The organism is Kitasatospora sp. NPDC091207, from assembly GCF_044768625.1.
In the GTDB taxonomy this organism is placed as follows: Bacteria; Actinomycetota; Actinomycetes; order Streptomycetales; family Streptomycetaceae; genus Kitasatospora.
In genome coordinates, this window is the sequence record NZ_JBIVVS010000007.1 from 253853 (window position 1) to 274535 (window position 20683).

The 20683-nt window shown below is 74.6% G+C and carries 14 protein-coding genes; 10 read left to right on the forward strand and 4 right to left on the reverse strand.

What is annotated here, in order from left to right; all coding sequences use genetic code 11:
- Window positions 1-249: 249 nt before the first annotated feature.
- Window positions 250-1518 carry a sensor histidine kinase gene (locus ACIQTO_RS15695; RefSeq protein ID WP_402388123.1) on the forward strand — a complete coding sequence of 423 codons (1269 nt, stop codon included), beginning with the start codon at window positions 250-252 and terminating at the stop codon, window positions 1516-1518.
- A gap of 75 nt (window positions 1519-1593) precedes the next feature.
- Here ACIQTO_RS15695 and ACIQTO_RS15700 read toward each other — a convergent pair whose 3' ends face one another.
- Both ACIQTO_RS15700 and ACIQTO_RS15705 read right to left on the reverse strand, forming a co-directional pair.
- Complete coding sequence (locus ACIQTO_RS15700) at window positions 1594-2139, reverse strand: SUKH-3 domain-containing protein (RefSeq protein WP_402388162.1); 546 nt, start codon at window positions 2137-2139, stop codon at window positions 1594-1596.
- Window positions 2140-2185: 46 nt separating this feature from the next.
- A complete protein-coding gene (locus ACIQTO_RS15705) occupies window positions 2186-2647 on the reverse strand; it encodes a YwqJ-related putative deaminase (RefSeq protein ID WP_402388124.1) in 462 nt (153 codons plus the stop codon).
- Between the two features lie 412 nt (window positions 2648-3059).
- On the opposite strand from ACIQTO_RS15705, the gene ACIQTO_RS15710 reads away from it, so the two are divergent.
- The 7 genes from ACIQTO_RS15710 (at window position 3060) to ACIQTO_RS15740 (ending at window position 13286) form a co-directional block, all read left to right on the forward strand.
- Window positions 3060-4238, forward strand: a complete 1179-nt coding sequence (locus tag ACIQTO_RS15710) for a Gfo/Idh/MocA family protein (RefSeq protein ID WP_402388125.1) — start codon at window positions 3060-3062, stop codon at window positions 4236-4238.
- Window positions 4235-5215, forward strand: coding sequence for an NAD-dependent epimerase/dehydratase family protein (locus ACIQTO_RS15715; RefSeq protein WP_402388126.1), 981 nt, complete (start codon window positions 4235-4237; stop codon window positions 5213-5215). The genes ACIQTO_RS15710 and ACIQTO_RS15715 overlap by 4 nt, the downstream gene beginning before the upstream one ends.
- A 53-nt stretch (window positions 5216-5268) precedes the next feature.
- Window positions 5269-6381: a DegT/DnrJ/EryC1/StrS family aminotransferase gene (locus ACIQTO_RS15720; RefSeq protein WP_402388127.1), complete on the forward strand. Its 1113-nt coding sequence runs from the start codon at window positions 5269-5271 to the stop codon at window positions 6379-6381.
- A 120-nt stretch (window positions 6382-6501) separates the two neighbouring features.
- Window positions 6502-7650, forward strand: a complete 1149-nt coding sequence (locus ACIQTO_RS15725; protein ID WP_402388128.1) for a DegT/DnrJ/EryC1/StrS family aminotransferase — start codon at window positions 6502-6504, stop codon at window positions 7648-7650.
- 226 nt (window positions 7651-7876) lie between these two features.
- A complete protein-coding gene (locus ACIQTO_RS15730; RefSeq protein WP_402388129.1) occupies window positions 7877-8878 on the forward strand; it encodes an SMI1/KNR4 family protein in 1002 nt (333 codons plus the stop codon).
- 75 nt (window positions 8879-8953) lie between these two features.
- On the forward strand, window positions 8954-11668 hold the full coding sequence (locus tag ACIQTO_RS15735) for an SUKH-4 family immunity protein (protein WP_402388130.1): 2715 nt from the start codon (window positions 8954-8956) through the stop codon (window positions 11666-11668).
- A 265-nt stretch (window positions 11669-11933) separates the two neighbouring features.
- Complete coding sequence (locus tag ACIQTO_RS15740; RefSeq protein ID WP_402388131.1) at window positions 11934-13286, forward strand: hypothetical protein; 1353 nt, start codon at window positions 11934-11936, stop codon at window positions 13284-13286.
- A gap of 73 nt (window positions 13287-13359) precedes the next feature.
- On the opposite strand, the gene ACIQTO_RS15745 is transcribed toward ACIQTO_RS15740, so the two are convergent.
- Window positions 13360-14025, reverse strand: a complete 666-nt coding sequence (locus ACIQTO_RS15745) for a hypothetical protein (protein WP_402388132.1) — start codon at window positions 14023-14025, stop codon at window positions 13360-13362.
- Between the two features lie 388 nt (window positions 14026-14413).
- Between ACIQTO_RS15745 and ACIQTO_RS15750 the strand changes: the two genes are divergently transcribed.
- Window positions 14414-14815: a beta/gamma crystallin domain-containing protein gene (locus ACIQTO_RS15750; RefSeq protein WP_402388133.1), complete on the forward strand. Its 402-nt coding sequence runs from the start codon at window positions 14414-14416 to the stop codon at window positions 14813-14815.
- 103 nt (window positions 14816-14918) lie between these two features.
- On the opposite strand, the gene ACIQTO_RS15755 is transcribed toward ACIQTO_RS15750, so the two are convergent.
- On the reverse strand, window positions 14919-16232 hold the full coding sequence (locus tag ACIQTO_RS15755) for a nucleotide sugar dehydrogenase (protein WP_402388134.1): 1314 nt from the start codon (window positions 16230-16232) through the stop codon (window positions 14919-14921).
- Window positions 16233-16949: 717 nt separating this feature from the next.
- Between ACIQTO_RS15755 and mfd the strand changes: the two genes are divergently transcribed.
- Window positions 16950-20579, forward strand: coding sequence for a transcription-repair coupling factor (mfd, locus tag ACIQTO_RS15760; RefSeq protein ID WP_402388135.1), 3630 nt, complete (start codon window positions 16950-16952; stop codon window positions 20577-20579).
- Window positions 20580-20683 lie beyond the last annotated feature (104 nt).

The following is a 20683-nucleotide window of genomic DNA, read 5'->3' on the forward strand; positions in this document are numbered from 1 at the left end:
TGTGGTGGTGGGGTTCGGCAACGGCTCATCGTCACAGTTCCGCGCACGTGTGGCGGGTGTGACGCGTGCGGACCGCGCTGTCCGACGCGACCCAGCATAGGTGTCGGGGCGGTTGCTGTCCGCGAGGTGGCCGGATGGCGGACAAGATCACATGCCGCCCATGTGGTCTGGACCACTTGAGGGCCTCGATGGGTGTCGGAACGGAACCGGGTGGGGATGGATCAAGGTTCACGCTTAGGCTGTGGTGCTATGAGCAAGTCGCCTGGGGAGCGCGAGCGGGACCGGTCGTTCTGGTGGTGGGAGCGGCGGCGCAGCGCTCTCCTGGACATCGGGCTGGCCGCGTTGGCGGCGTTGGAGTGCGCGGCCAGTGCGGTCGCCTTCGTGGTCTCCCGGGTCCACCTCGGGGTGGCGGCGATCGTCGGGGTCGCGCTGTTCGGCGCGTTGGCGGGCACCACCCTGGTCCTGCGGCGGCGCTGGCCGGCGGTGCCGGTGCTGGTGGCCCTGGTGGCGATGCCCGGGATGCTGGGCGTGGTGCTGCTGACGGTGTCGCTCTACACGCTCGCCGAGACCTGGGAGTGGCCGACCCGGCGCCGGCGGGTGGTGGCGCTGTCGGCGCTGGCCTTCGCCGAGGCGGTCGGCGTGATGCTGGTGTCCATGCTCACCCCCTCCGACCTGGCGGTGGAGCAGCCGCCGCTCTGGGGGCAGGTGCTGCTGTCGGTGCTGGTGGCCGTCGGCCTGACCGTGCCGCCGGTGGTGACCGGCCTGTACGTGGGTGCGCGACGGCGGCTGATCGAGTCGCTCAAGGACCGTGCGCACGGCCTGGAGACCGAGCTGGACCTGCTGGCCGAACAGGCCCGCGAGCGCGCCCGCCGGGCCCGGCTGGAGGAGCGGACCAGGATCGCCCGGGAGATGCACGACGTGGTGGCCCACCGGGTGTCGCTGATGGTGGTGCACGCCGGGGCGCTGGAGCGGATCGTGGCGAAGGACCCGGAGAAGGCGGCGCAGAGCGCCAAGCTGATGGGGGAGGTCGGCCGGCAGGCGCTGAACGAGCTGCGCGAGATCCTCGGGGTGCTGCGGATGTCGGACGACACCGCGGCGGAGCCGGACTCGCTGGTCGCGCTGCCCCGGCTGGTCGACCAGTCGCGGGCGGCCGGCATGGCCGTCACCCTGACCGTCAGCGGCAGCCGTCAGGAGTTCACCGGCGAGGCCGAGCAGACCGCCTACCGGGTGGTGCAGGAGGGCCTGACCAACGCGCACAAGCACGCCGACGGCGCCCAGGTCTCGGTGCTGCTCGCCTACGCGCCCAACGGCGTGCGGGTCACCGTGGTGAACGCCTGCCCGGGCGGTGAACGGACCGCCGCGGCGCTGCCCAGCGGGGGCAACGGACTGATCGGGATGCGCGAGCGGGTGGTCGCGCTGGGCGGCACCTTCTCGGCGGGGCCGGAGCCGGACGGCGGCTTCCGGGTGGAGGCGGTGCTGCCGTCCCGGCTGGCCGTCCGGGCCGACCGGCTGGCGTGAGGCCGCGGGCCGGGCGTGGCCGTGCCGGGCGTGGCCGTGCCGGGTGGGGCGGTGCCGGGTGGGGCGATCAGTCGGTCAGTCCTCGTCGGCGGTGCGCAGCCGCTCGGGGGCGGTGCCGAGGACGAGGGCGGTGATCGCCTGGTCGATGCCGTGGCCGAGGAACCACTCGCCGGTGTGGTCCAGGCTGTAGACCCGGCCCGCCTCGTCGACGGCCAGCAGGGCCTGGCCGTACGCCTCCTCGCCGAGCGGGGCGAGCCGGGTGTCCAGGGCGCGGCCGAGGTCGGCCAGGGTGCGCGGCTGGTGGAGCCCGCGGAGCGGGTCCACCAGGAAGGGCGTGCGGGCGAGCTGACGCCCCGGGCCGTCGAGGTCGAAGGCGAGGCCGCCGAACTCGGCCCAGGCCTCCACCGCCGCCGGGAACACGGCGTGTCCGACGTCGGCCGGGCCGCCGTACGCCGCCAGGGTGTCGGCCCACTCCTCGGCCTGGCGGATCTGCCAGCGGCCGGGGTGCCAGCCGGCCGCCTTGAGCTCGGCGGCGACATCGGCGGGAAAGCGCGGGCGGGTCCGCTGGGCGGGCCCGCCGAGCGTGCTCGGCGGGGGCGGCGGCGGGCTGGGCGGGTTCAGGGCGGGCTCCGGTGGCTCGGGGGCAGGGGGCGTACGAGGGGCGCGGTCAGCCGGCGGGCGGGCCGACGGCGACGCTCTGCACGGTGAAGTGCTCCAGCAGCGGCAGGCAGGAGCGGCAGGGCGGGGCGTGGGTGCCGTGCGCCGGGTCGTGCTCCTCGCGGATGCGTACGGTGGTCAGCCGGGAGCCCTTGAGCGCCTTGCGGGCCTCGGGCAGGCTCATCGGCTTGCGGGAGGCGCGCTTGGAGCGTTTGCCGTCCACGAGCGTCAGGTACTGGGAGAGCAGGACGGCCTCCGGGCAGCGGCCGGTGAAGCGCTCGCGGTGCTCCAGCGGCAGCGCGTCCAGGAACTCGCCGACCAGCGGGTGCAGGGCCGGGCGCCGGGCGGGCTTGTCACCGGCCAGGGTGTGCACCTCGCCGCCCTTCAGCGACAGGGCGGCGGCGACGGCGGGCAGCAGGCTGTCGCGAAGATGGCGCAGTACGGGCGGGCCGTCCGGTTCGCCGGTGGTCATGCGTCGTCCTCCTCCTGTTTCTCCGCTGGTGGTACGGCTGAGCGGGGTCAGTCCGGGGCAAGCCTGTCAAATGGCACCGACATCCGCACAACCGGGGGGTGACGGAGGGTGGTCGGCGGCGGTGGGCGGCGCGCTGGGCACGCCGTGTTGGCCGGATCCGCACGCCATCGTCACGACTCGTCCCCGGGTTTCCCCAATCCGCCCCCGGCCGGGGGCGGTGGCCGGTAGCGTTCCAGCAGCGAGCCAAGGGGGTGGCCGGTCCCCGGGGGGTTGATCGGCTGTTCGGCAACTCCTTTGCTCGGCATGGCCGTTGAGGCCGCCGGGGCACGGGCGCCCCGGCGTGCGGCCGGCGGGACGCGCCGGTACGGGCGCCCCGACGGCCAAGTCGACGACGAGCAAGGGGGGTCTTGCGATGACGGAGACGGAAACCGCCAACGAAGCGCCCGGCGAGCACGTGCCCACACCGGGCGTGCCGCCGCAGCCCGCGCCCGCGCACCCGATCGGGATCGCGGTGGTCGGCGCCGGCTACTGGGGCCCGAACCTGGTCCGCAACGCGCAGCAGACGCCGGCGCTGCGCCTGCACTGGCTCTGCGACCTGGACGAGGCCAAGTCCCGGCGGGTGCTGGGGGAGTACAGCACCGTCCGGTCCACCACCTCGTTCGCGCGGGTGCTCGCGGACGAACGGGTCGGCGCGGTCGCGGTGGCCACGCCCGCCGCCGCGCACTACCGGCTGGTCCGGGCCGCGCTGGAGGCGGGCAAGCACGTCCTGGTGGAGAAGCCGATCACCACCTCGGCCGCGGAGGCCGCCGAGCTGGTGGCGCTCGCCGAGGAGCGCGGGCTGGTGCTGATGTGCGACCACACCTTCTGCTACACACCCGTGGTGCGCCGGATCCGCGAACTGGTGCACGGCGGGGAGATCGGCGACGTCCAGTTCTTCGACTCGGTGCGGATCAACCTCGGGCTGGTCCAGCCGGACGTGGACGTGCTCTGGGACCTCGCCCCGCACGACCTGTCCATCCTGGACTTCGTGCTGCCGCCGGGCGTCGAACCGATCGGCGTCTCCGCCCAGGGCGCCGACCCGATCGGCGCCGGCCGGGCCTGCGTGGCCTACCTGACGGTCCGGCTGAGCAACGGCGCGCTGGCGCACTGCCACGTCAACTGGCTCTCCCCGACGAAGGTCCGCACCACGCTCATCGGCGGCTCGCGGCGCACCCTGGTCTGGGACGACCTCAACCCGCAGGCCCGGCTCGCGGTGCACGACCGCGGCGTGGACCTCACCCCGCCCGACGAGCTGACCGACGCGATCCGCCACCGGACGCGGATCTCCTACCGGGTGGGCGAGATGGTCGCACCCGCGCTGGTCGAGCAGGAGGCGCTGCGCAACGTGATGGCCGAGTTCGCCGCCGCCATCACCGAGGGCCGGGCCCCGCTCACCGACGGCCGGTCCGGGCTGCGCGTGCTGCAGCTGCTGGAGGCCGCCTCGCTCAGCCTGGAACTCGGCGGCGCCACCGTCCCGGTGGGCGCCGGGCTCGACGACGCTGTGACGATCGACCGACTGTCCGACGCACACGAGAGGGCCGCCGCGCGGTGAACGCTGTACAGATCGAGGGCTCCCGCTGCCTGGTCACGGGCGGGGCCGGCACCATCGGCTCCACCGTCGTCGACCAGCTGATCGAGGCGGGCGCCCGCGAGGTGATCGTGCTCGACAACTTCGTCCGCGGCCGCAGGGCCAACCTGGCGTACGCCCAGGAGATCGCCGCCCCCGGACAGCTGCGGGTGGTGGACGGCGACATCCGCGACCGCGGGCTCCTGCGCGAGCTGCTGAACCCCGGTACCGACCTGCTCCTGCACCTGGCCGCGATCCGGATCACCCAGTGCGCCACCGAGCCCCGGCTGGCCCTGGAGATCATGGTGGACGGCACCTTCGACGTGGTCGAGGCCGCCGCGGAGACCGGCGTCGGCAAGGTGATCGCCTCCTCCACCGCCTCCGTCTACGGCCTCGCCGACGTCTTCCCGACGCCCGAGACCCAGCACCCGTACCACAACGACACCCTGTACGGGGCGGCCAAGGTCTTCAACGAGGGCCTGCTGCGCAGCTTCCACGCCATGACCGGACTGGACTACGTCGTGCTCCGGTACTTCAACGTGTACGGGCCCCGGATGGACGTCCACGGCAAGTACACCGAGGTGTTCATCCGCTGGATGGAGCGGATCGCCGCCGGGCAGCCGCCGCTGATCTTCGGGGACGGCGCCCAGACCATGGACTTCGTCTACACCGAGGACATCGCCCGGGCCAACCTGCTGGCCGCCGCGGCGCCCGTCACCGACCGGGTCTACAACATCGCCAGCGGTACCGAGGTCTCGCTGCGCGGCCTGGCCGACGCCCTGCTCACCGCGATGGACCGCGCCGACCTGGACGTCGAGCACGGCCCGGCCCGGGGCACGGCCGGCGGCGTGGTCCGGCGCCTGGCGGACATCACCGCCGCCGAGCACGACCTCGGCTGGAAGCCCGAACTGGGCCTCGATGACGGCCTGCGCAGGCTGGTCGCCTGGTGGCGCGAGCAGTAGTCCCCCTTGTCTGAACGGCAGTTCGGAGTGCACCTGTGTCCACCATCCCCGTCATGATCCCCTGGCTCGGCGAGGAGGAGGCCCTCGCCGCCGCCGAGGCCGTCCGCTCCGGCTGGGTGGCCCAGGGCCCCCGGGTCGCCGCGTTCGAGCGGGCCTTCGCCGAGCACCTCGGGGTGCCGCACGCGGTCGCGGTCTCCTCCTGCACCACCGCCCTGCACCTGGCGCTGATCGGCGCCGGCGTCGGGCCGGGGGACGAAGTGGTCGTCCCCTCGCTCTCCTTCATCGCCACCGCCAACGCCGTCACCTACGTCGGTGCCGTCCCGGTCTTCGCCGACGTGGACGCCACCACCGGCAACCTCACCGTCGCCACCGTCGAACCGCTGCTCACCCGGCGGACCAGGGCGGTGATCGCGGTCGACCAGGGCGGTGTCCCGGTCGACCTGGACGGGCTCCGGGAGCTGGTCGAGCCGCGCGGCGCCACCGTGGTCGAGGACGCCGCCTGCGCGGCCGGCTCGGTGTACCGGGGCCGGCCGGTGGGCAGCACGGCCGCGTTCGCCGCCTACTCCTTCCACCCGCGCAAGCTGCTCACCACCGGGGAGGGCGGCATGGTCACCTGCCGGGACGGCGCGACCGCCGCCCGGCTGCGCCGGCTGCGCGAGCACGGGATGAGCGTCTCCGCCGCCGACCGGCACGCCGCGCGGGGCGGGGCCGGGCCGCTGGAGACGTACGACGAGATCGGCTTCAACCACCGGATGACCGACATCCAGGCGGCGATCGGCCTGGTGCAGCTGCGCAAGCTGCCGGCCATGGTCGCCCGGCGGCGCGAACTCGCCGAGCGGTACCGGGCGCTGCTGGCCGGCACCGGCGCCCGGCTGGTGGCCGACCCGGCGCACGGCAGCACCAACTACCAGTCCTGCTGGCTGCTGCTGCCGGACGGCGCCCGCGACAGCCGCACGGTGCTGGGCGACCTCGCCGCCGAGGGCGTCTCCGCCCGGCGCGGCATCATGGCGGCCCATCTGGAGGCCCCGTACAAGGGCGCCGCGCGGGTGCCGCTGCCCGTCACCGAGCTGCTCACCCGCCGCTCGCTGATCCTGCCGCTCTACCACGCGCTCACCGAGCAGCAGCAGGACCGGGTGGTCGACGCCCTGCGCGCGGCCCTCGGCTGAGCCGGACCGCCCGGCCCCCGTCGACAGCCCCCGGCTCCCGGGCCCGCCCACCGGCGGGCCCGGGCCGTCGCCGCCGTACGCCCGCCCCGATCCGCCGAGCCGCCCCAGGGGGAGACCAGGATGACCACCGATCAGTCCGCCGAGCGGTCCGCCGACCGGACCGCCGACCAGTCCGTTCCGCTGGTGGACCTGAAGGCCGCGCACGCCGAGGTGGCGGCCGAGGTCCGGGCCGGGTTCGACCGGGTGCTCGCCACCGGCGGCTACATCAAGGGCCCCGAGACGGCCGGCTTCGAGGCGGAGTACGCGGCCTTCTCCGGTACCCGGCACTGCGTCGGCGCCGCCAACGGCACCGACGCGCTCGAACTGGCCCTGCGCGCCCTCGACCTGCGGCCCGGCGGCGGTGTGGTGCTGCCCGCCAACACCTTCGTCGCCACCGCCGAGGCCGTGCTCCGGGCCGGGCTGCGCCCCGTGCTGGTCGACGCCGACCCGGACCACCTGCTCATCGACCCCGAGCGCGCGGCGGACGCGCTGCCCGGCGCCGTCGCGTTGCTGCCCGTCCACCTCAACGGCCAGCTCGCCCCGATGGCCCCGCTGCTGGAACTGGCCGCCGGCCGGCCCGTCGTGGAGGACGCCGCGCAGTCCCAGGGCGCCCGGCAGCACGGCCGCGCCTTCCACGGGCTGATCTCCGCCACCAGCTTCTACCCCGGCAAGAACCTCGGCGCGTACGGGGACGCGGGCGCCGTCGTCACCGACGACGGCGGGCTGGCCGCCGCCGTCCGGCTGATCGGTGACCACGGCTCGGGCCGCAAGTACGAGCACGAGCGGTTCGGCTTCAACTCCCGGATGGACGCGCTGCAGGCCGTCGTACTGCGGGCCAAACTGCGCCGGCTGCCCGCCTGGAACGAGGCCCGCCGCGCCGCCGCCGAGCGCTACCACCGGCTGCTGGCCGGCCTCGACGGCGTCACCCTGCCGCGGGTCGCGCCCGGCAACGAGCACGTCTGGCACCTGTACGCGGTGCGGATCGGGCCCGGCCGGGACCGGGACGCCGTCCTCGCCGCGCTGGTGGCCGCGGGCATCGGCGCCGGTGTGCACTACCCCGTGCCGGTCCACCTCCAGCCCGCGTTCCGTCATCTCGGCCACGGCGCGGGCGCGTTCCCGGTCGCCGAGCGGGCCGCCCGGGAGCTGCTCACCCTGCCGCTCTACCCGCAGATCACCGGGGGGCAGCAGGAACGCGTCGCCGGGGCGCTGGCCAAGGCGCTCGGCGCCTGACCCCGGCGGGCCGCGCTCCGCGGGTGCCCGTGCCCGTGCGCTCCGCCCGTGCGCTCCGCCCGTGCGCTCCGCCCGTGCGCTCCGCCCGTGCGCTCCGCCCGTGCGCTCCGCCCGTGCGCTCCGCCCGTGCGGAGTCCCCCGGGTGGGGGGCCGTGGCCCGGGGCGACCCCCTACGCTGGTGTCCAGCAAGCGCACCGAATTTGCAGCAGCCAGTGGGGGCTCCCAGATGACGACAGGTCGGCCCGGCGTCGCCGCCGCGCCCAACGCGGCGTACGCAGGTCAGGTGGTGCAGTTCCCGGACCCGGTCCGTGCGGAGCGACACCCCGCCGGAGTCCGGGTGGACGAGCACGGCCACCCGGACTTCGGCCCGTACGCGGCCGCCGCGGCCGAGGTGGCCGACCCGCCGGCGGGCTTCGGCGTCGACGAACTGCGGCTGACCGACTACGTCTCGGCCAACGCCACGCAGTTCACCCAGGGGCATCCGCTCTGGGCCGACCTGGAGACCGCCGTCGCCACCCCGCCCGGCTGGACCTGGCACCACGCGGTCGGCCGGGCCGCGCCCGGCTGGCGGCGGATGGAACTCGTCCCGGTCGAGGTCAAGGCACTGCTGCGGCACCACGGCGGCCTGGCCACCTCCACCGCCGACCACGGCCGCCGCGGCACCCGCCCGCTGCAGGATCGCCGGCCGGTGCACTTCTCGCTCGCCAGGGACGGCAGCGACCCGATCGGCGTCCCCGAGGACCTGGTGCAGCGGGCCGAGGAACGCCTCGGCTACCGGCTGCCCGGCGCCTACCGCACCTTCCTCAAGCTGGCCGGCGGCCGGGCCCCGGTCGGCGTGGCCCTCGACCCCGAACTCGGGCTGCTGCTCGACCAGCCGTTCCTGACCCTCAGCGAGGAGTACGGCACCGAGGACGTCGTGTACGCCAACAAGTGCCTGCGCGACCACCTCACCAAGGACTACCTGGGCATCGCCTACGCCCAGGGCGGCATCGTGGCGCTCAAGGTACGCGGCGACCGGATCGGTTCGGTCTGGTTCTGCCTCTACGACGACGCCCGCGACGCCGGTGCCCCGGAGGCGCCCGAGGAGCGGGTCGCCCGGCTGCTGCTGCCCTGTGGCGAGGACTTCGACGACTTCCTGCTCCGACTGGCCGGCAGCCCGCCGGAGCTGGAGACGGTCGCGGAGCTGATGGTGGACGGCGGGTTCGCCCGCGCCGTGCCGGTGGGCTGACGTGGCCCGTACGGCGCCGGCGGCGGTGGTGGTAGCGGAACAAGCGGGGACGAAGGGGACAGGGGTGAACCGGGCGTGGTGACGTACGCGCAGGCACAGGAGCTCGCCGACGAGTGGATCAACGGCGGGGTGCCGCGTTCGCAGCAGCGCGAGGTGCGGGTCCGGGAGTTCGACCTGGGCTTCGTCTGCTGGGCGGTGCAGCCCGACGGGGGCGCGGCCGGCGAGACCGGCGGCCGGTCGGACGGCTCGGACGGTACGGGTGGCGCCGGCGGTTCGGCGGCCTCGGGTGGTTCGGCGGGTGAGGCGCGGTTGGTGATCGCCCGTGACTCCGGCGCCAGTACGCTCTGGCCCGCGCTGCCGGTCAACGAGGTGGTCCGGCAGTACGAGGAGGTCTACGGGCGGCCGGTCGCGGCCAATCCGGCCGGGGCGGCGAAGCCCGCGCCCGGGCCGGTCGAGGCGACGTCCTTCCTGCTCAGCCCCCCGCAGTGGCTCCAGGAGGCGGGGGCCGCGGCGATCGCCGCCGAGGCGGAGCGGCTCGGGGCTCCGGCCGCCGCCCCGTCCGCCGTGCCCGCGCTCGCTGTCGCGCCGGTCGTGCCGGTCGCGCCCCAGGCCGGGCCGGCGCCCGCCGTGCTGACCACGCCGCCGGTGTCCGAGCGGCCGGCCGGGGACGCGCCGACCATGCTGGCCCCGCCGCCCGCCCACGGCGGGCCGTTTCAGGCGGCTCCGCCCGTCGCCCCGCCGGTGGCCGAGCCGCCGTTCGCCCCGCCCGCCCCGTCCGTCGGTGGTGCCGGTGGTGCCGAGGCGGCGACCGTGCTGCTGCCCGACGGTCTGCGCACCAACGGCGCCGGACTGCCCGGCACGCCCCGGCCCGGTGCCGAGGCGGCCACCGTGCTGCTGCCCGAGGGCGGCTACGGCCTGGCCGCGGTGCCCGCCCCCGCTCCCGCGCCGGCGGCCGAACCCGCGCCGACGGTGCTGGCGCCGCCGGACGGCCTGCCCGGTCTGATGGGCCTGCCCGGCGCACCCGGCCCGGGTGGCCCCGGCGCACCGATTCCCGGCGCACCGGTCCCGACCGCACCGATTCCCGGCGCACCGGTCCCGACCGCACCGATTCCCGGCGCACCGGCTCCGGGGGTTCCGGTGCCCCCGCCGCCGGGCGGCCCCGGCGTCGAACACGCCGCGACCATGCTCGCCTCGCCGGACGCGCTGCCCGGTCTGATGGGCCTGCCCGGCGCGCCCGGCCCCGGCGCGCCCGCCGCCCCGGCGGCCGAGGTGCCGCACGGGGCGCTCGGCCGGGGTCCGGGCTCCACCCCGCCGCCGCCCCCGCCGGCCGCCCTGCGCGGCGGCTCGGCCGCGCCGGGCGCGGCACCCGTCTCGCTCGGCCGGGGTTCGGCCTCCACCCCGCCGCCGCCCCCGCCGGGCGAGCTGCGGCAGTCCCCGGGCGCGGGTGCCCCCGCCGGGGGCGCGGGCGGTCGTGGCGCGGGCGGAACCCCGCCGCCCCCGCCGCCGGCCGGCCTGCGGGGCGCCGGTGCCCCGCCCGCGCCGCCCGTCGCGGGCCCGCCCGGCGCCGGGGTCGCCTACGAGCGCACCCAGCTGGCGGGCGCGATCGACCCCGCGCTGCTCGGCGGCATCCCGGCCGATCCCGGCACCCCGCCGTCCGGCGGCCCGGCCGTGCCGCCCCCGCCCGGCGCCGCCGCGCCTGCGGCCGGCTACGGCTACCCGGGCGCGGCGGCGCCCGTCGCCCCGGCTCCGGCCCCCGCGCCGGCCGTCCCGCCGGCGCCCGTCCCCGGTCCGCCGCAGGGCGCCCCGGTGCCGCCGGGCGTGCCCGCCGTCGGCCCCGGTTACTTCGCCGCGCTCAGCTACCGCGGCCCGGACGGGTCCGAGCAGAAGCTGCTGCACCGCAGCGAGCCCGGCACGCCGCACCCCGAGTGGAAGATCCTGCAGGACCTGCGCCGGCTGAACGTCCCGCCGGAGCAGGTCCTGGAGCTCTACACCGAGCTGGAGTCCTGCGACCTGCCGGGCGGCTACTGCAACCGGATGATCGCCGCCTCCTGGCCGAACGTCCGGCTCACCCACACCGCCGACTACGGCCGGGACCACCACTCCCGGCAGGCCGGCATGGCCCAGTTGCTCGACCACCTGGACGAGCTGCACCAGCTGGCGTCCGGTGCCCAGCGGGTCCGCCCGTTCCGGGTGCCGCTGCCGGCCCCGGGCACCGTCCCGCCGCTGCCGCCGATCGCGCCGCAGCAGCTCGGCCAGGAACTCGGCCAGGCCTTCGGCCCGAACGTGTTCCAGTTCGAGCAGCGGGCCGTCTCCCGCCAGGGCGTCCCCGAGCCGGTGGCGCAGACCCTGATGTGGGCGGGTCTGCCGCGCGAGTTCGGGCCCTTCTTCTGGGCCCAGGCCCAGGAGGGCCGCCCGATCCCGACGCTGGCCGAGCTGGCCGCCGAGCGCGGTCTGGCCGGCGCCCCGGACTTCGGCGGCTACCTGGTGCTCGGCAACGACTACGGACGCCAGCTCTGTGTGCAGTACGGCACGGCGCACGTGGTCGCGGTGGACATGGACGGAACCGGCGAGCCGCCCCGGTTCGTCAACAGTGGTGTACCGGAGTTCGTCCGCGCGCTGGCCCTGCTGGGCCGGATGTGGCGGCTGCGGTACGGGCTGACCCCGGACCAGGCCGGTCGCTGGACGACCGACTTCCAGGCTCAGCTCGCCGCGATCGACCCGGCGGCCCTGCAGTCGGCGGACACCTGGTGGGCCGTCCTCCTGGAGCAGTTCTGGGACGGCCTGATGTAGCGGGCCGGCTCGGATCCGTGCAGGTGGAAGGGGTCGTTCCGGTGTCCGGAACGACCCCTTCGGCGTGCCGTCGCGGCTCTGCCTCGTTGGGGTTTCGCCCTGATCTGCGCAAAATAGGTCAAGAGGATGGGTCTACTCGTCCATTCCTCGCCGCGTTCCGATCCGTACGACGTCCGAATTCGGACCGGCTGCCGGATTCGGTTCCGGATCCGTCCGTTCCGTCCGATCATGGGCTCCGCAGCCCGCGACACGAGGGGAAGAGCCCATGAGCGATGCCGTCCCCCAGCACGGCTTCACCGCTGCCCGGCGCGGTTACGCGCCCGAGCAGGTCGACCGAGCCCTGCACGCTCTCACCGTCCAACGGGACGAGGCGTGGGAGCGACTGAGCGTGCTAGGCGCCGGACTCCGGGAGATGGAGCGGCGCCTGGCCGACATCCGGCAGGCCGCCGCCGATGCCCCCGACCCGGACTACCAGGTCCTCAGCGAGCAGGCCGCCGGACTGGCCACGATGGCCGTGAACGAGGCCACAGCGGTCCGGGAGGCCGCCGAGCGCTTCGCCGAGGACCTCCGCGACGAGGTCTACGAGGCCGGCCAGGCACTCGGCCAGGCCGCGAAGGAGTACGGCGCCACCACCCGTTCCGAGGCCGACCAGGCCGCCCGGCGCACCGACGAGCGGACCCGCTCCGAGGCCGAGGCGATCCGGGCCGACACCGACCGCGAGAGCCGGGCCGTCCGCGACGCCGCCACGGCCCACGCCGCCAAGGTGCGGGTCGCGGCGGCCGAGGCGTCCGAGCTGGCCGAGGCCAAGCTCGCCGAGCTGCGCCGGGAGGCCGACGAGACCTTCGCGTCGGCCGGGGCCAAGGCCGACGCCGAGGACGCCCAGATCTCGGCGACCGCGGAGCGTCGGGTCAAGGAGGCCGAGCAGTACCGGGAGTCCGTGCTCGGAAAGATCAAGCAGTCGGACGCCGAGGCGCAGGCCCGGGCGGACCAGCTGATCGAGCAGGCCCGGCGCGAGGCCGAGCGGATCAACGCGGCGAGCGAGCGCGAGCAGCGCGAGTTCGCCACCAGGCAGGAGACGGTGCAGCAGCACCTGGACCACATCAAGGGCACCCTCGCCTCGCTCACCGGCGCGGCGGTGGGCGCGATCGAGCCGGTCGAGGTCGCCGAGGCGGCCGACCACCGGGACGGGGGCGAGCCGGTGGTGGACTCCGAGGCGGACACCGGCGAGATCGCGGTGGCGAGCCTGCGCAAGGCCGTCGCGGTGGGCGGTGGGCAGCCCGCCGTCGCCGAGGCGGCCACGGCGGTGCTGCCGGTCACCCCCGGCCCGGTGGGGCCCGAGGCGGGCGCCTTCGACGCCGCTCCCTCGGACGCCGCCCCGGACCCCGCCCCGGCTGATCCGCCGGCTGCCGCCGAAGCCGTCACCACCGGCCCGGTCAGCCCCGGCCCGGTCAGCCCTGGACCGGTGCCGCCCCGACCGGCCACGCCGCCGGGCGGGTCGACCGCCACCGGCGCCGTGGCGGGCGCCGACGAGACCCGGGTCATTCCGAAGATCGTGATCGTCGACGACGGCAGCGGCTACGCCACCCCGAACACGGTGGGTCTCAACCGGCGGCGCTGAGCCGTCGGGGCCGGCTCGACCCGGTTCCCCGCGAGCACGGTTCCTCATGAGCCCGGCCCGCGAGCCCGGTTCCTCATGAGCCGCCGGCCACCAGCCGGGTGAGTTTCGCGTCCTGGGCCCTGACCGCCTCCTGCTGGGCGGTCAGGGCCTGCGCGTTCCGGTCGATCTGCTGCCGCTGGTAACCGGCCAGCACGGCGAACCAGATCCCCGCCAGGTTGCTCCGGGTCGTGCAGTCGGCGTCGGCACGGGCTGTCGCGAGCTCATCCTGGGTGATCTCCGCGGCGGCCCGGTACCGCTCCGGCAGGGCCGCCGGGTCGTCGACCCGGAAACCGGCGGCGGCCATGCAGGCGGACCACTCCCCGGTCGCCGCGGCCACCCGGGCGTCGCGGCCGGTCGCCCCGATCGATTCGTCGAAGAGCCGGCCGACCAGTTCGGCACCCGGTCCGGGCGGTGAGCCGATCCGCTCCGCCGCCTGCCGGTCGCAGTCGACCCGGGCGGTGTCGTAGGCCTCGCCGGAGCCGGCCGCCGGTGCGGGGGCGCGGGGCAGCACCCGCTTCGGCGGGTGGAACCCCTGGACGGCGGCGACCTCGGCCCCGAGATACCCCCAGGCGCCGGCCGGCAGGGCCGTGGCGTTGTCCGGGGCCTGCGCGGCCTGCAGGCCGTCGCCGCCGAACCCGGTGAATCCGGCCCCCCGCATACAGGAGATGACCAGCATATTCCTGGCCTGAATCTCTTTCACGGCCACCTGGTCATTGGCCTGATAAGCGGAAAGCGGCAGTCCGGTCATTCCGGCGCGCCCGGATTCCGGAGGTTTCGGTGTGCCGATCGCCGGGGGGTTCGGCGAGGATTTCGCCGAGGGCTCTCCGGAGGAGTCGGCGCAGCCTGCGGAAATGGCCGACAGTGCGGCTGCCAGAGTGATGGCGGTGAATCGTCCGAAATGTGGTGGACGTGCCAATCGTCTGCTCCGATCCTGATCCACAGCAAGGTTGTTCGGACCCTAGCGCATTCCGCTTCGCCCCGGCCCGGCGGGTTGTCGCGGGGTTTCGGCTTGGCTGGAAAACAGCTGTTCGGCGACAGGCCTCCATGTAAATCTCTGGAGTCGCAACCGCTGTCGATGGAGGGGTTTCATGATTCGCCGCACAAATCCCGCACATCCCCGCAGGGATCGCCGCACCGGAAATGTCCTGGCCTGTCGGATCGGCGCCGTCGCCGTGCTCACCGCCGCCGCGGCCGCACTGCTGCCGACGGCCGGCGCGAACGCGGTGAGCCGGGTCGAATGCGGAAACCGCACCGATTTCGCGAAGGTGTACAACTACGGCTACAGCAGTGTGCTCTGCTTCGCGAATGACGGTTGGATGTCCGTCCGCGTCTACAACGTGGACCGGATCGACGCGGGCAACAACCGGGTCATCACCTATCTGGGGGGTGGCCTCGGCTCCTGGACCGTCTTCAACTGGGAGCAGTACGACTTCAACGGCAACCAGGGCCACCAGGTGACGATGTACGACATCAACCTGTCCCGCTGGTAGTCGCCGGGGGCCGGGGCGGGCCGGATTCCTTCGCGCGGTGCCGGGCGGGTGCGGACGCCCGGCACCGCGTTTTCCGTCGGCCGGCCCCTCCGGAGCACCTCGACTAGAGCACCTCGACCGCCGCGCCCGTGAGCCGGCGGCGGCAGTCCAGCACGTACCGGGCGTGCGTGGTGACGGCCTCGTAGTCGAACTCGTCGTGATCGGCGAGCAGTACCACCGCGTCGGCCGCGGCCAACTCCTCCGGCGTCGCCTCGACCCGACGGACGGCGGCGAACGGATCGCCGTGCCGATCCAGCTCGGCGGCCCGCTGCCCCGGGATCACGGGCTCCGGGACGTGCACCCCGACGACCACGTGCGGGTCGGCGGCCCGGACCTCGGCGCCCATCCGGGTCAGCAGCTCGGCGACCCGGGCGGCCGGTGTCTCCCGCGCGTCGCCGGTGTTCTTCTTGTAGGCGAGCCCGAGCAGCAGCACCCGGGAGCCCTTGACGGAGCGCTGCCGCTCGTTCAGGGCCTCGGCGAGCCGGCGGACCACGTAGTCGGGCATGTGGCTGTTCACGTCGTTGGCCAGCTCGACGAAGCGGAACGACTGGCCGAGCGCCCGTTCCACCCGCCAGGACAGGTAGGAGGGGTCGATCGGCAGGCAGTGCCCGCCGACCCCGGGCCCCGGGGTGAAGCGCAGATAGCCGAACGGCTTGGTGGAGGCGGCGTCGATCGCCTCCCAGACGTCGATGCCGAGGTCGTGGGCGAACATCGCCAGCTCGTTGACCAGGGCGATGTTCACGTGCCGGAAGGTGTTCTCCAGCAGCTTGGTCAGCTCGGCCTCCTTGCAGGAGGAGACCGGAACGGTGCGCTCGACCAGCCGTCCGTAGAAGCCCTCGACGGCTTCCAGCGCCGCCGGGTCGACACCGGAGACCACCTTCGGGGTGTTCTCGAGCCGCCAGGTCGGGTTCCCCGGGTCGATCCGCTCGGGGCTGTAGCCGAGGTGGAAGTCGTGGCCGGCGGCCAGCCCCGACCCCTCCTCCAGCAGTGGCGCGAGCAGTTCCTCCGTGGTGCCCGGATAGGTGGTGGACTCCAGGACGACGGTCGCGCCCGGGCGCAGGTGCTGGGCGAGCAGCCGGGCCGAGGACTCGATGTAGGAGAGGTCGGGCACCCCGTCGCGCAGCGGCGTCGGCACCGTGATCACCGCGATGTCGAAGCCGGCCACGTCGGCCGGATCGGCCGAGGGAAGGTAGGCGCCGCTCTCCAGCAGCGGCCGCAGCCGCGCGGCCGGGATGTCCTCGACATAGGACTCGCCGACGGCCAGCCGTTTGATCCTGCGCTCGTCCACGTCGTAGCCGACCACCTGGTAGCCCACCTCGGCCGCCCGGACCGCCAGCGGCAGCCCCACATAGCCCTGACCTGCGATGACAACGCGCATGACGAAGAACCCCCTCCATCGCGACGCCCCCTGGTCCCCTCCGGGGCATCCCCACACGGCCTTCACCACAGGGTAGGGAGCGGCGTCGGGCCGCGTGGCTTTTCGGCGAACTGGGCGGATCTGTGACGCGCCGGGCGCGGGGCCGGCGTGCGGGGGAGGCGGGCGTGGGGCCGGCGTGCGGGGAGGGGCGCGAGGTGTGGAACGGGCGCGCGACGCGCGGGGCCGGCACCAATGAAAGAGGCCGAGACCCGTGGCGCCCTCCAGGAAAGGGCGCCACGGTTCCCGGCGCTTGGGCGGGCGCCCCCACCCAGGGTCGCCCGGCCTCGCACCCCCGACCCCCATCGGGTGTGCGACTGTGCCACCGCAGCCATCCCCCACGGTTGGGTGCGGCGGGCACAGTCACTATGGTGCGCGATCTCCATGGACGGGCAGTGACAGGAGTATGTCCAGTTCGTGGCAGATCGCGGAGGTCGAGCCGCAGCGTGCGGCCGGTGCTTCGTCCCCGTCCGGGCGACGCCCGGGTGGTGATCCGGTGGTGCCGCACGCGCGCCCCGCCCGTACTCCGGCCCCGCCGGGCCCGTGCGCCGCGTGCGTGTCGGCGCTGCGGCGTAGGCTGGAGACCCCCGGCCGCTCGGCGCGCCGGGCCGTTCGCGTTGCCCCGGCAGGCTGGTGCCGCCCGGGGGCAGCACCAGCCACGGCACGAAGAAGAGACTCCTGATGAGCCTGACCGGACTGCTCGATGTCGTCGCGCGGGACGCGGCGCTCGCCGAGGCGATCGAGGCCGCGACCGCGATCGGTACCGCGGCCGGTGGCCGCCACCACCTTGACCTGGTCGGCCCGCCCGCTGCCAGGCCGTTCGCCATCGCCGCGCTGGCCCGCGCGCTGGCCGCGCAGGCGGCCGGGGAGCGGGGCCGTCCGGTGCTGGCCGTCACGGCGACCGGCCGGGAGGCCGAGGACCTCGCCGCCTCGCTCCGTTCGCTGCTGCCGCCCGACGCGGTCGCCGAGTACCCGGCCTGGGAGACGCTGCCGCACGAGCGGCTCTCGCCGCGTTCGGACACGGTCGGCCGCCGGCTGGCGGTGCTGCGCCGGATCGTGCACCCGCGGGCGGACGACCCGGCGGCCGGTCCGGTCCAGGTGATCGTGGCCCCCGTCCGTTCGGTGCTCCAGCCGCAGGTCAAGGGGCTGGCCGAGCTGGAGCCGGTGGCCGTCCAACGCGGCGAGTCGCACGATCTGGAGTCGGTGGCCCGGCGGTTGTCGGCGGCCGCCTACGCCCGGGTCGAACTGGTCGAGAAGCGCGGCGAGTTCGCCGTGCGCGGTGGCATCCTGGACGTCTTCCCGCCGACCGAGGAGCACCCGCTGCGGGTGGAGTTCTGGGGCGACGACGTCGAGGAGATCCGGTACTTCAAGGTCGCCGACCAGCGCTCGCTGGAGATCGCCGAGCACGGCCTCTGGGCGCCGCCCTGCCGTGAGCTGCTGTTGACCGACGAGGTGCGAACGCGGGCCGCCGAGCTGTCCGCCGAGCATCCGGCGCTGGCCGAGATCCTCGACAAGATCGCCGAGGGGATCGCGGTCGAGGGCATGGAGTCGCTGGCGCCCGTCCTGGTGGACGACATGGAGCTGCTGGTGGACGTGCTGCCGCTCGGCTCGGTCGCCGTGGTCTGCGACCCGGAGCGGGTCCGCACCCGGGCGGCCGACCTGGTGGCGACCAGTCAGGAGTTCCTGCACGCGTCCTGGGTGGCGGCCGCCGCCGGCGGGGACCGGCCGATCGACGTCGAGGAGATCGACGTCTCGGCCGCCTCGCTGCGCTCGCTCGCCGAGGTGCGTGAGCACGCCGCCGAGATCGGCCTGCCCTGGTGGTCGGTCAGTCCGTTCGCGACCAGCGAGTCCAGCATCAGCGAGGTGCTGGAGTTCGACGTCAACACCCTGACCCTGGGCATGCACGCGGTCGAGGCCTACCGGGGGGACACCGCCCGGGCGATCGCCGACGCCAAGGAGCGGCTGGCCGCCGACTGGCGGGTGGTCATGGTGACGGAGGGCCACGGCCCCGCCTCCCGGCTCGCCGAGGTGCTCGGCAACGAGGGCATCCCGGCCCGGCTGGTCGCCGACCTCGCCGAGGCGCCGACCAGGGACGTCGTGTACGTCTCCTGCGGATCGATCGAGCACGGGTTCGTCGACGAGGCGCTCAAGCTCACCGTCATCACCGAGACCGACCTCTCCGGGCAGAAGTCCTCCACCAAGGACATGCGCCGGATGCCCTCCCGGCGGCGCAACGCGATCGACCCGCTGGCGCTGGCGGCCGGCGACTACGTCGTCCACGAGGCGCACGGTGTCGGCCGCTACGTCGAGATGGTGCAGCGCACGGTGCAGGGTGCCACCCGCGAGTACCTGGTGCTGGAGTACGCGCCGGCCAAGCGCGGCCACCCCGGTGACCGGCTGTTCGTGCCGACCGACCAGCTGGACCAGGTCACCAAGTACGTCGGCGGCGAGGCCCCGACCCTGCACCGCCTCGGCGGCGCGGACTGGGCGAAGACCAAGCAGCGGGCCAAGAAGGCGGTCAAGGAGATCGCCGCCGACCTGATCAAGCTGTACTCGGCCCGGATGGCCGCGCCGGGCCACACCTTCGGCCCGGACACCCCGTGGCAGCGCGAGCTGGAGGACGCCTTCCCGTACGCGGAGACGCCGGACCAGCTCACCACCATCGCCGAGGTCAAGTCGGACATGGAGAAGTCCGTCCCGATGGACCGGCTGATCTGCGGCGACGTCGGCTACGGCAAGACCGAGATCGCCGTGCGGGCGGCCTTCAAGGCGGTGCAGGACGGCAAGCAGGTGGCGGTGCTGGTGCCGACCACGCTGCTGGTGCAGCAGCACTTCTCCACCTTCGCCGAGCGGTACGCCAACTTCCCGGTGTCGGTGAAGGCGCTCTCCCGGTTCCAGACCGACGGCGAGGCGAAGGCCGTGCTGGAGGGGCTCTTCGAGGGCTCGGTGGACGTCGTGATCGGCACCCACCGGCTGTTCTCCTCGGAGACCCGGTTCAAGGACCTCGGCCTGGTCATCGTCGACGAGGAGCAGCGCTTCGGCGTCGAGCACAAGGAGCAGCTGAAGAAGCTGCGTGCCAACGTGGACGTGCTGACGATGTCCGCCACGCCGATCCCGCGCACCCTGGAGATGGCGGTCACCGGTATCCGGGAGATGTCCACCATCACCACCCCGCCGGAGGAACGGCACCCGGTGCTGACCTTCGTCGGCCCGTACGACGAGAAGCAGATCTCGGCCGCGATCCGTCGTGAACTCCTGCGCGAGGGCCAGGTGTTCTACATCCACAACCGGGTGGAGTCGATCGACAGGGCGGCGGCCCGGCTGAAGGAGCTCGTTCCCGAGGCGCGGGTCGCCACCGCGCACGGGCAGATGGGGGAGACCGCGCTGGAGAAGGTGGTCGTCGACTTCTGGGAGAAGGAGTTCGACGTCCTGGTCTCGACCACGATCGTCGAGTCGGGCATCGACATCTCCAACGCCAACACCCTGATCGTCGAGCGCGGTGACACCTTCGGGCTCTCCCAGCTGCACCAGCTGCGCGGCCGGGTCGGCCGTGGGCGCGAGCGCGGCTACGCGTACATGCTGTACCCGCCGGAGAAGCCGCTGACCGAGACGGCGCACGAGCGGCTGGCCACCATCGCCCAGCACACCGAGATGGGTGCCGGTATGTACGTGGCGATGAAGGACCTGGAGATCCGCGGCGCCGGCAACCTGCTCGGCGGCGAGCAGTCCGGGCACATCGCGGGGGTCGGCTTCGACCTCTACATGCGGATGGTCGGCGAGGCGGTGGCCGAGTTCCGGGAGTCGCTGGCCGGTGGCGGTGAGCCGGAGGAGGAGCCGCTGGAGGTCAAGATCGAGCTGCCGGTGGACGCCCATGTGCCGCACGACTACGCGCCGGGCGAGCGGCTGCGGCTCCAGGCGTACCGCTCGATCGCGGCGGTCAACTCGGAGCAGGACATCCAGCAGGTCCGGGACGAACTGGTCGACCGGTACGGCAAGTTGCCCGAGCCGGTGGAGAACCTGCTGCTGGTGGCGGCGCTGCGGCTGTACGCCCGCCGGTGCGGCATCGCGGACATCACGCTGCAGGGCGCCAACGTCCGGTTCGGGCCGGTGGAGCTGCGCGAGTCGCAGCAGCTGCGGCTGAACCGGCTCTACCCGCGCAGCCAGGTGAAGGCGGCCGCCCAGCAGTTGCTGGTGCCCCGGCCGGCCACCGGGCGGATCGGCGGCAAGCCGCTGGTCGGGCGGGAACTCCTCGGCTGGTGCCGTGAGTTCCTCTCCACGATGTTCGACGACCTGGCGGGGGCGAAGAAGTAGCGGTCCGCTCCGGCGGGTCCTGCGGCGGTCTCGGGCGATGGCGCCCGAGGCCGCCGCTGTGTTGTGCGGCGGGGGCTCCGGCGGGTGGGGGCCGGGTGTGCGGG

Bases quoted from the DNA above. Each gene is read 5' to 3' on its own strand.
- ACIQTO_RS15725 (WP_402388128.1), top strand. From the start codon at position 6,502: ATGACCACCGATCAGTCCGCCGAGCGGTCCGCCGACCGGACCGCCGAC.
- ACIQTO_RS15740 (WP_402388131.1), top strand. From the start codon at position 11,934: ATGAGCGATGCCGTCCCCCAGCACGGCTTCACCGCTGCCCGGCGCGGT.
- ACIQTO_RS15705 (WP_402388124.1), bottom strand. From the start codon at position 2,647: ATGACCACCGGCGAACCGGACGGCCCGCCCGTACTGCGCCATCTTCGC.
- ACIQTO_RS15710 (WP_402388125.1), top strand. From the start codon at position 3,060: ATGACGGAGACGGAAACCGCCAACGAAGCGCCCGGCGAGCACGTGCCC.
- ACIQTO_RS15720 (WP_402388127.1), top strand. From the start codon at position 5,269: ATGATCCCCTGGCTCGGCGAGGAGGAGGCCCTCGCCGCCGCCGAGGCC.
- ACIQTO_RS15755 (WP_402388134.1), bottom strand. From the start codon at position 16,232: ATGCGCGTTGTCATCGCAGGTCAGGGCTATGTGGGGCTGCCGCTGGCG.
- ACIQTO_RS15750 (WP_402388133.1), top strand. From the start codon at position 14,414: ATGATTCGCCGCACAAATCCCGCACATCCCCGCAGGGATCGCCGCACC.
- mfd (WP_402388135.1), top strand. From the start codon at position 16,950: ATGAGCCTGACCGGACTGCTCGATGTCGTCGCGCGGGACGCGGCGCTC.
- ACIQTO_RS15730 (WP_402388129.1), top strand. From the start codon at position 7,877: ATGACGACAGGTCGGCCCGGCGTCGCCGCCGCGCCCAACGCGGCGTAC.
- ACIQTO_RS15695 (WP_402388123.1), top strand. From the start codon at position 250: ATGAGCAAGTCGCCTGGGGAGCGCGAGCGGGACCGGTCGTTCTGGTGG.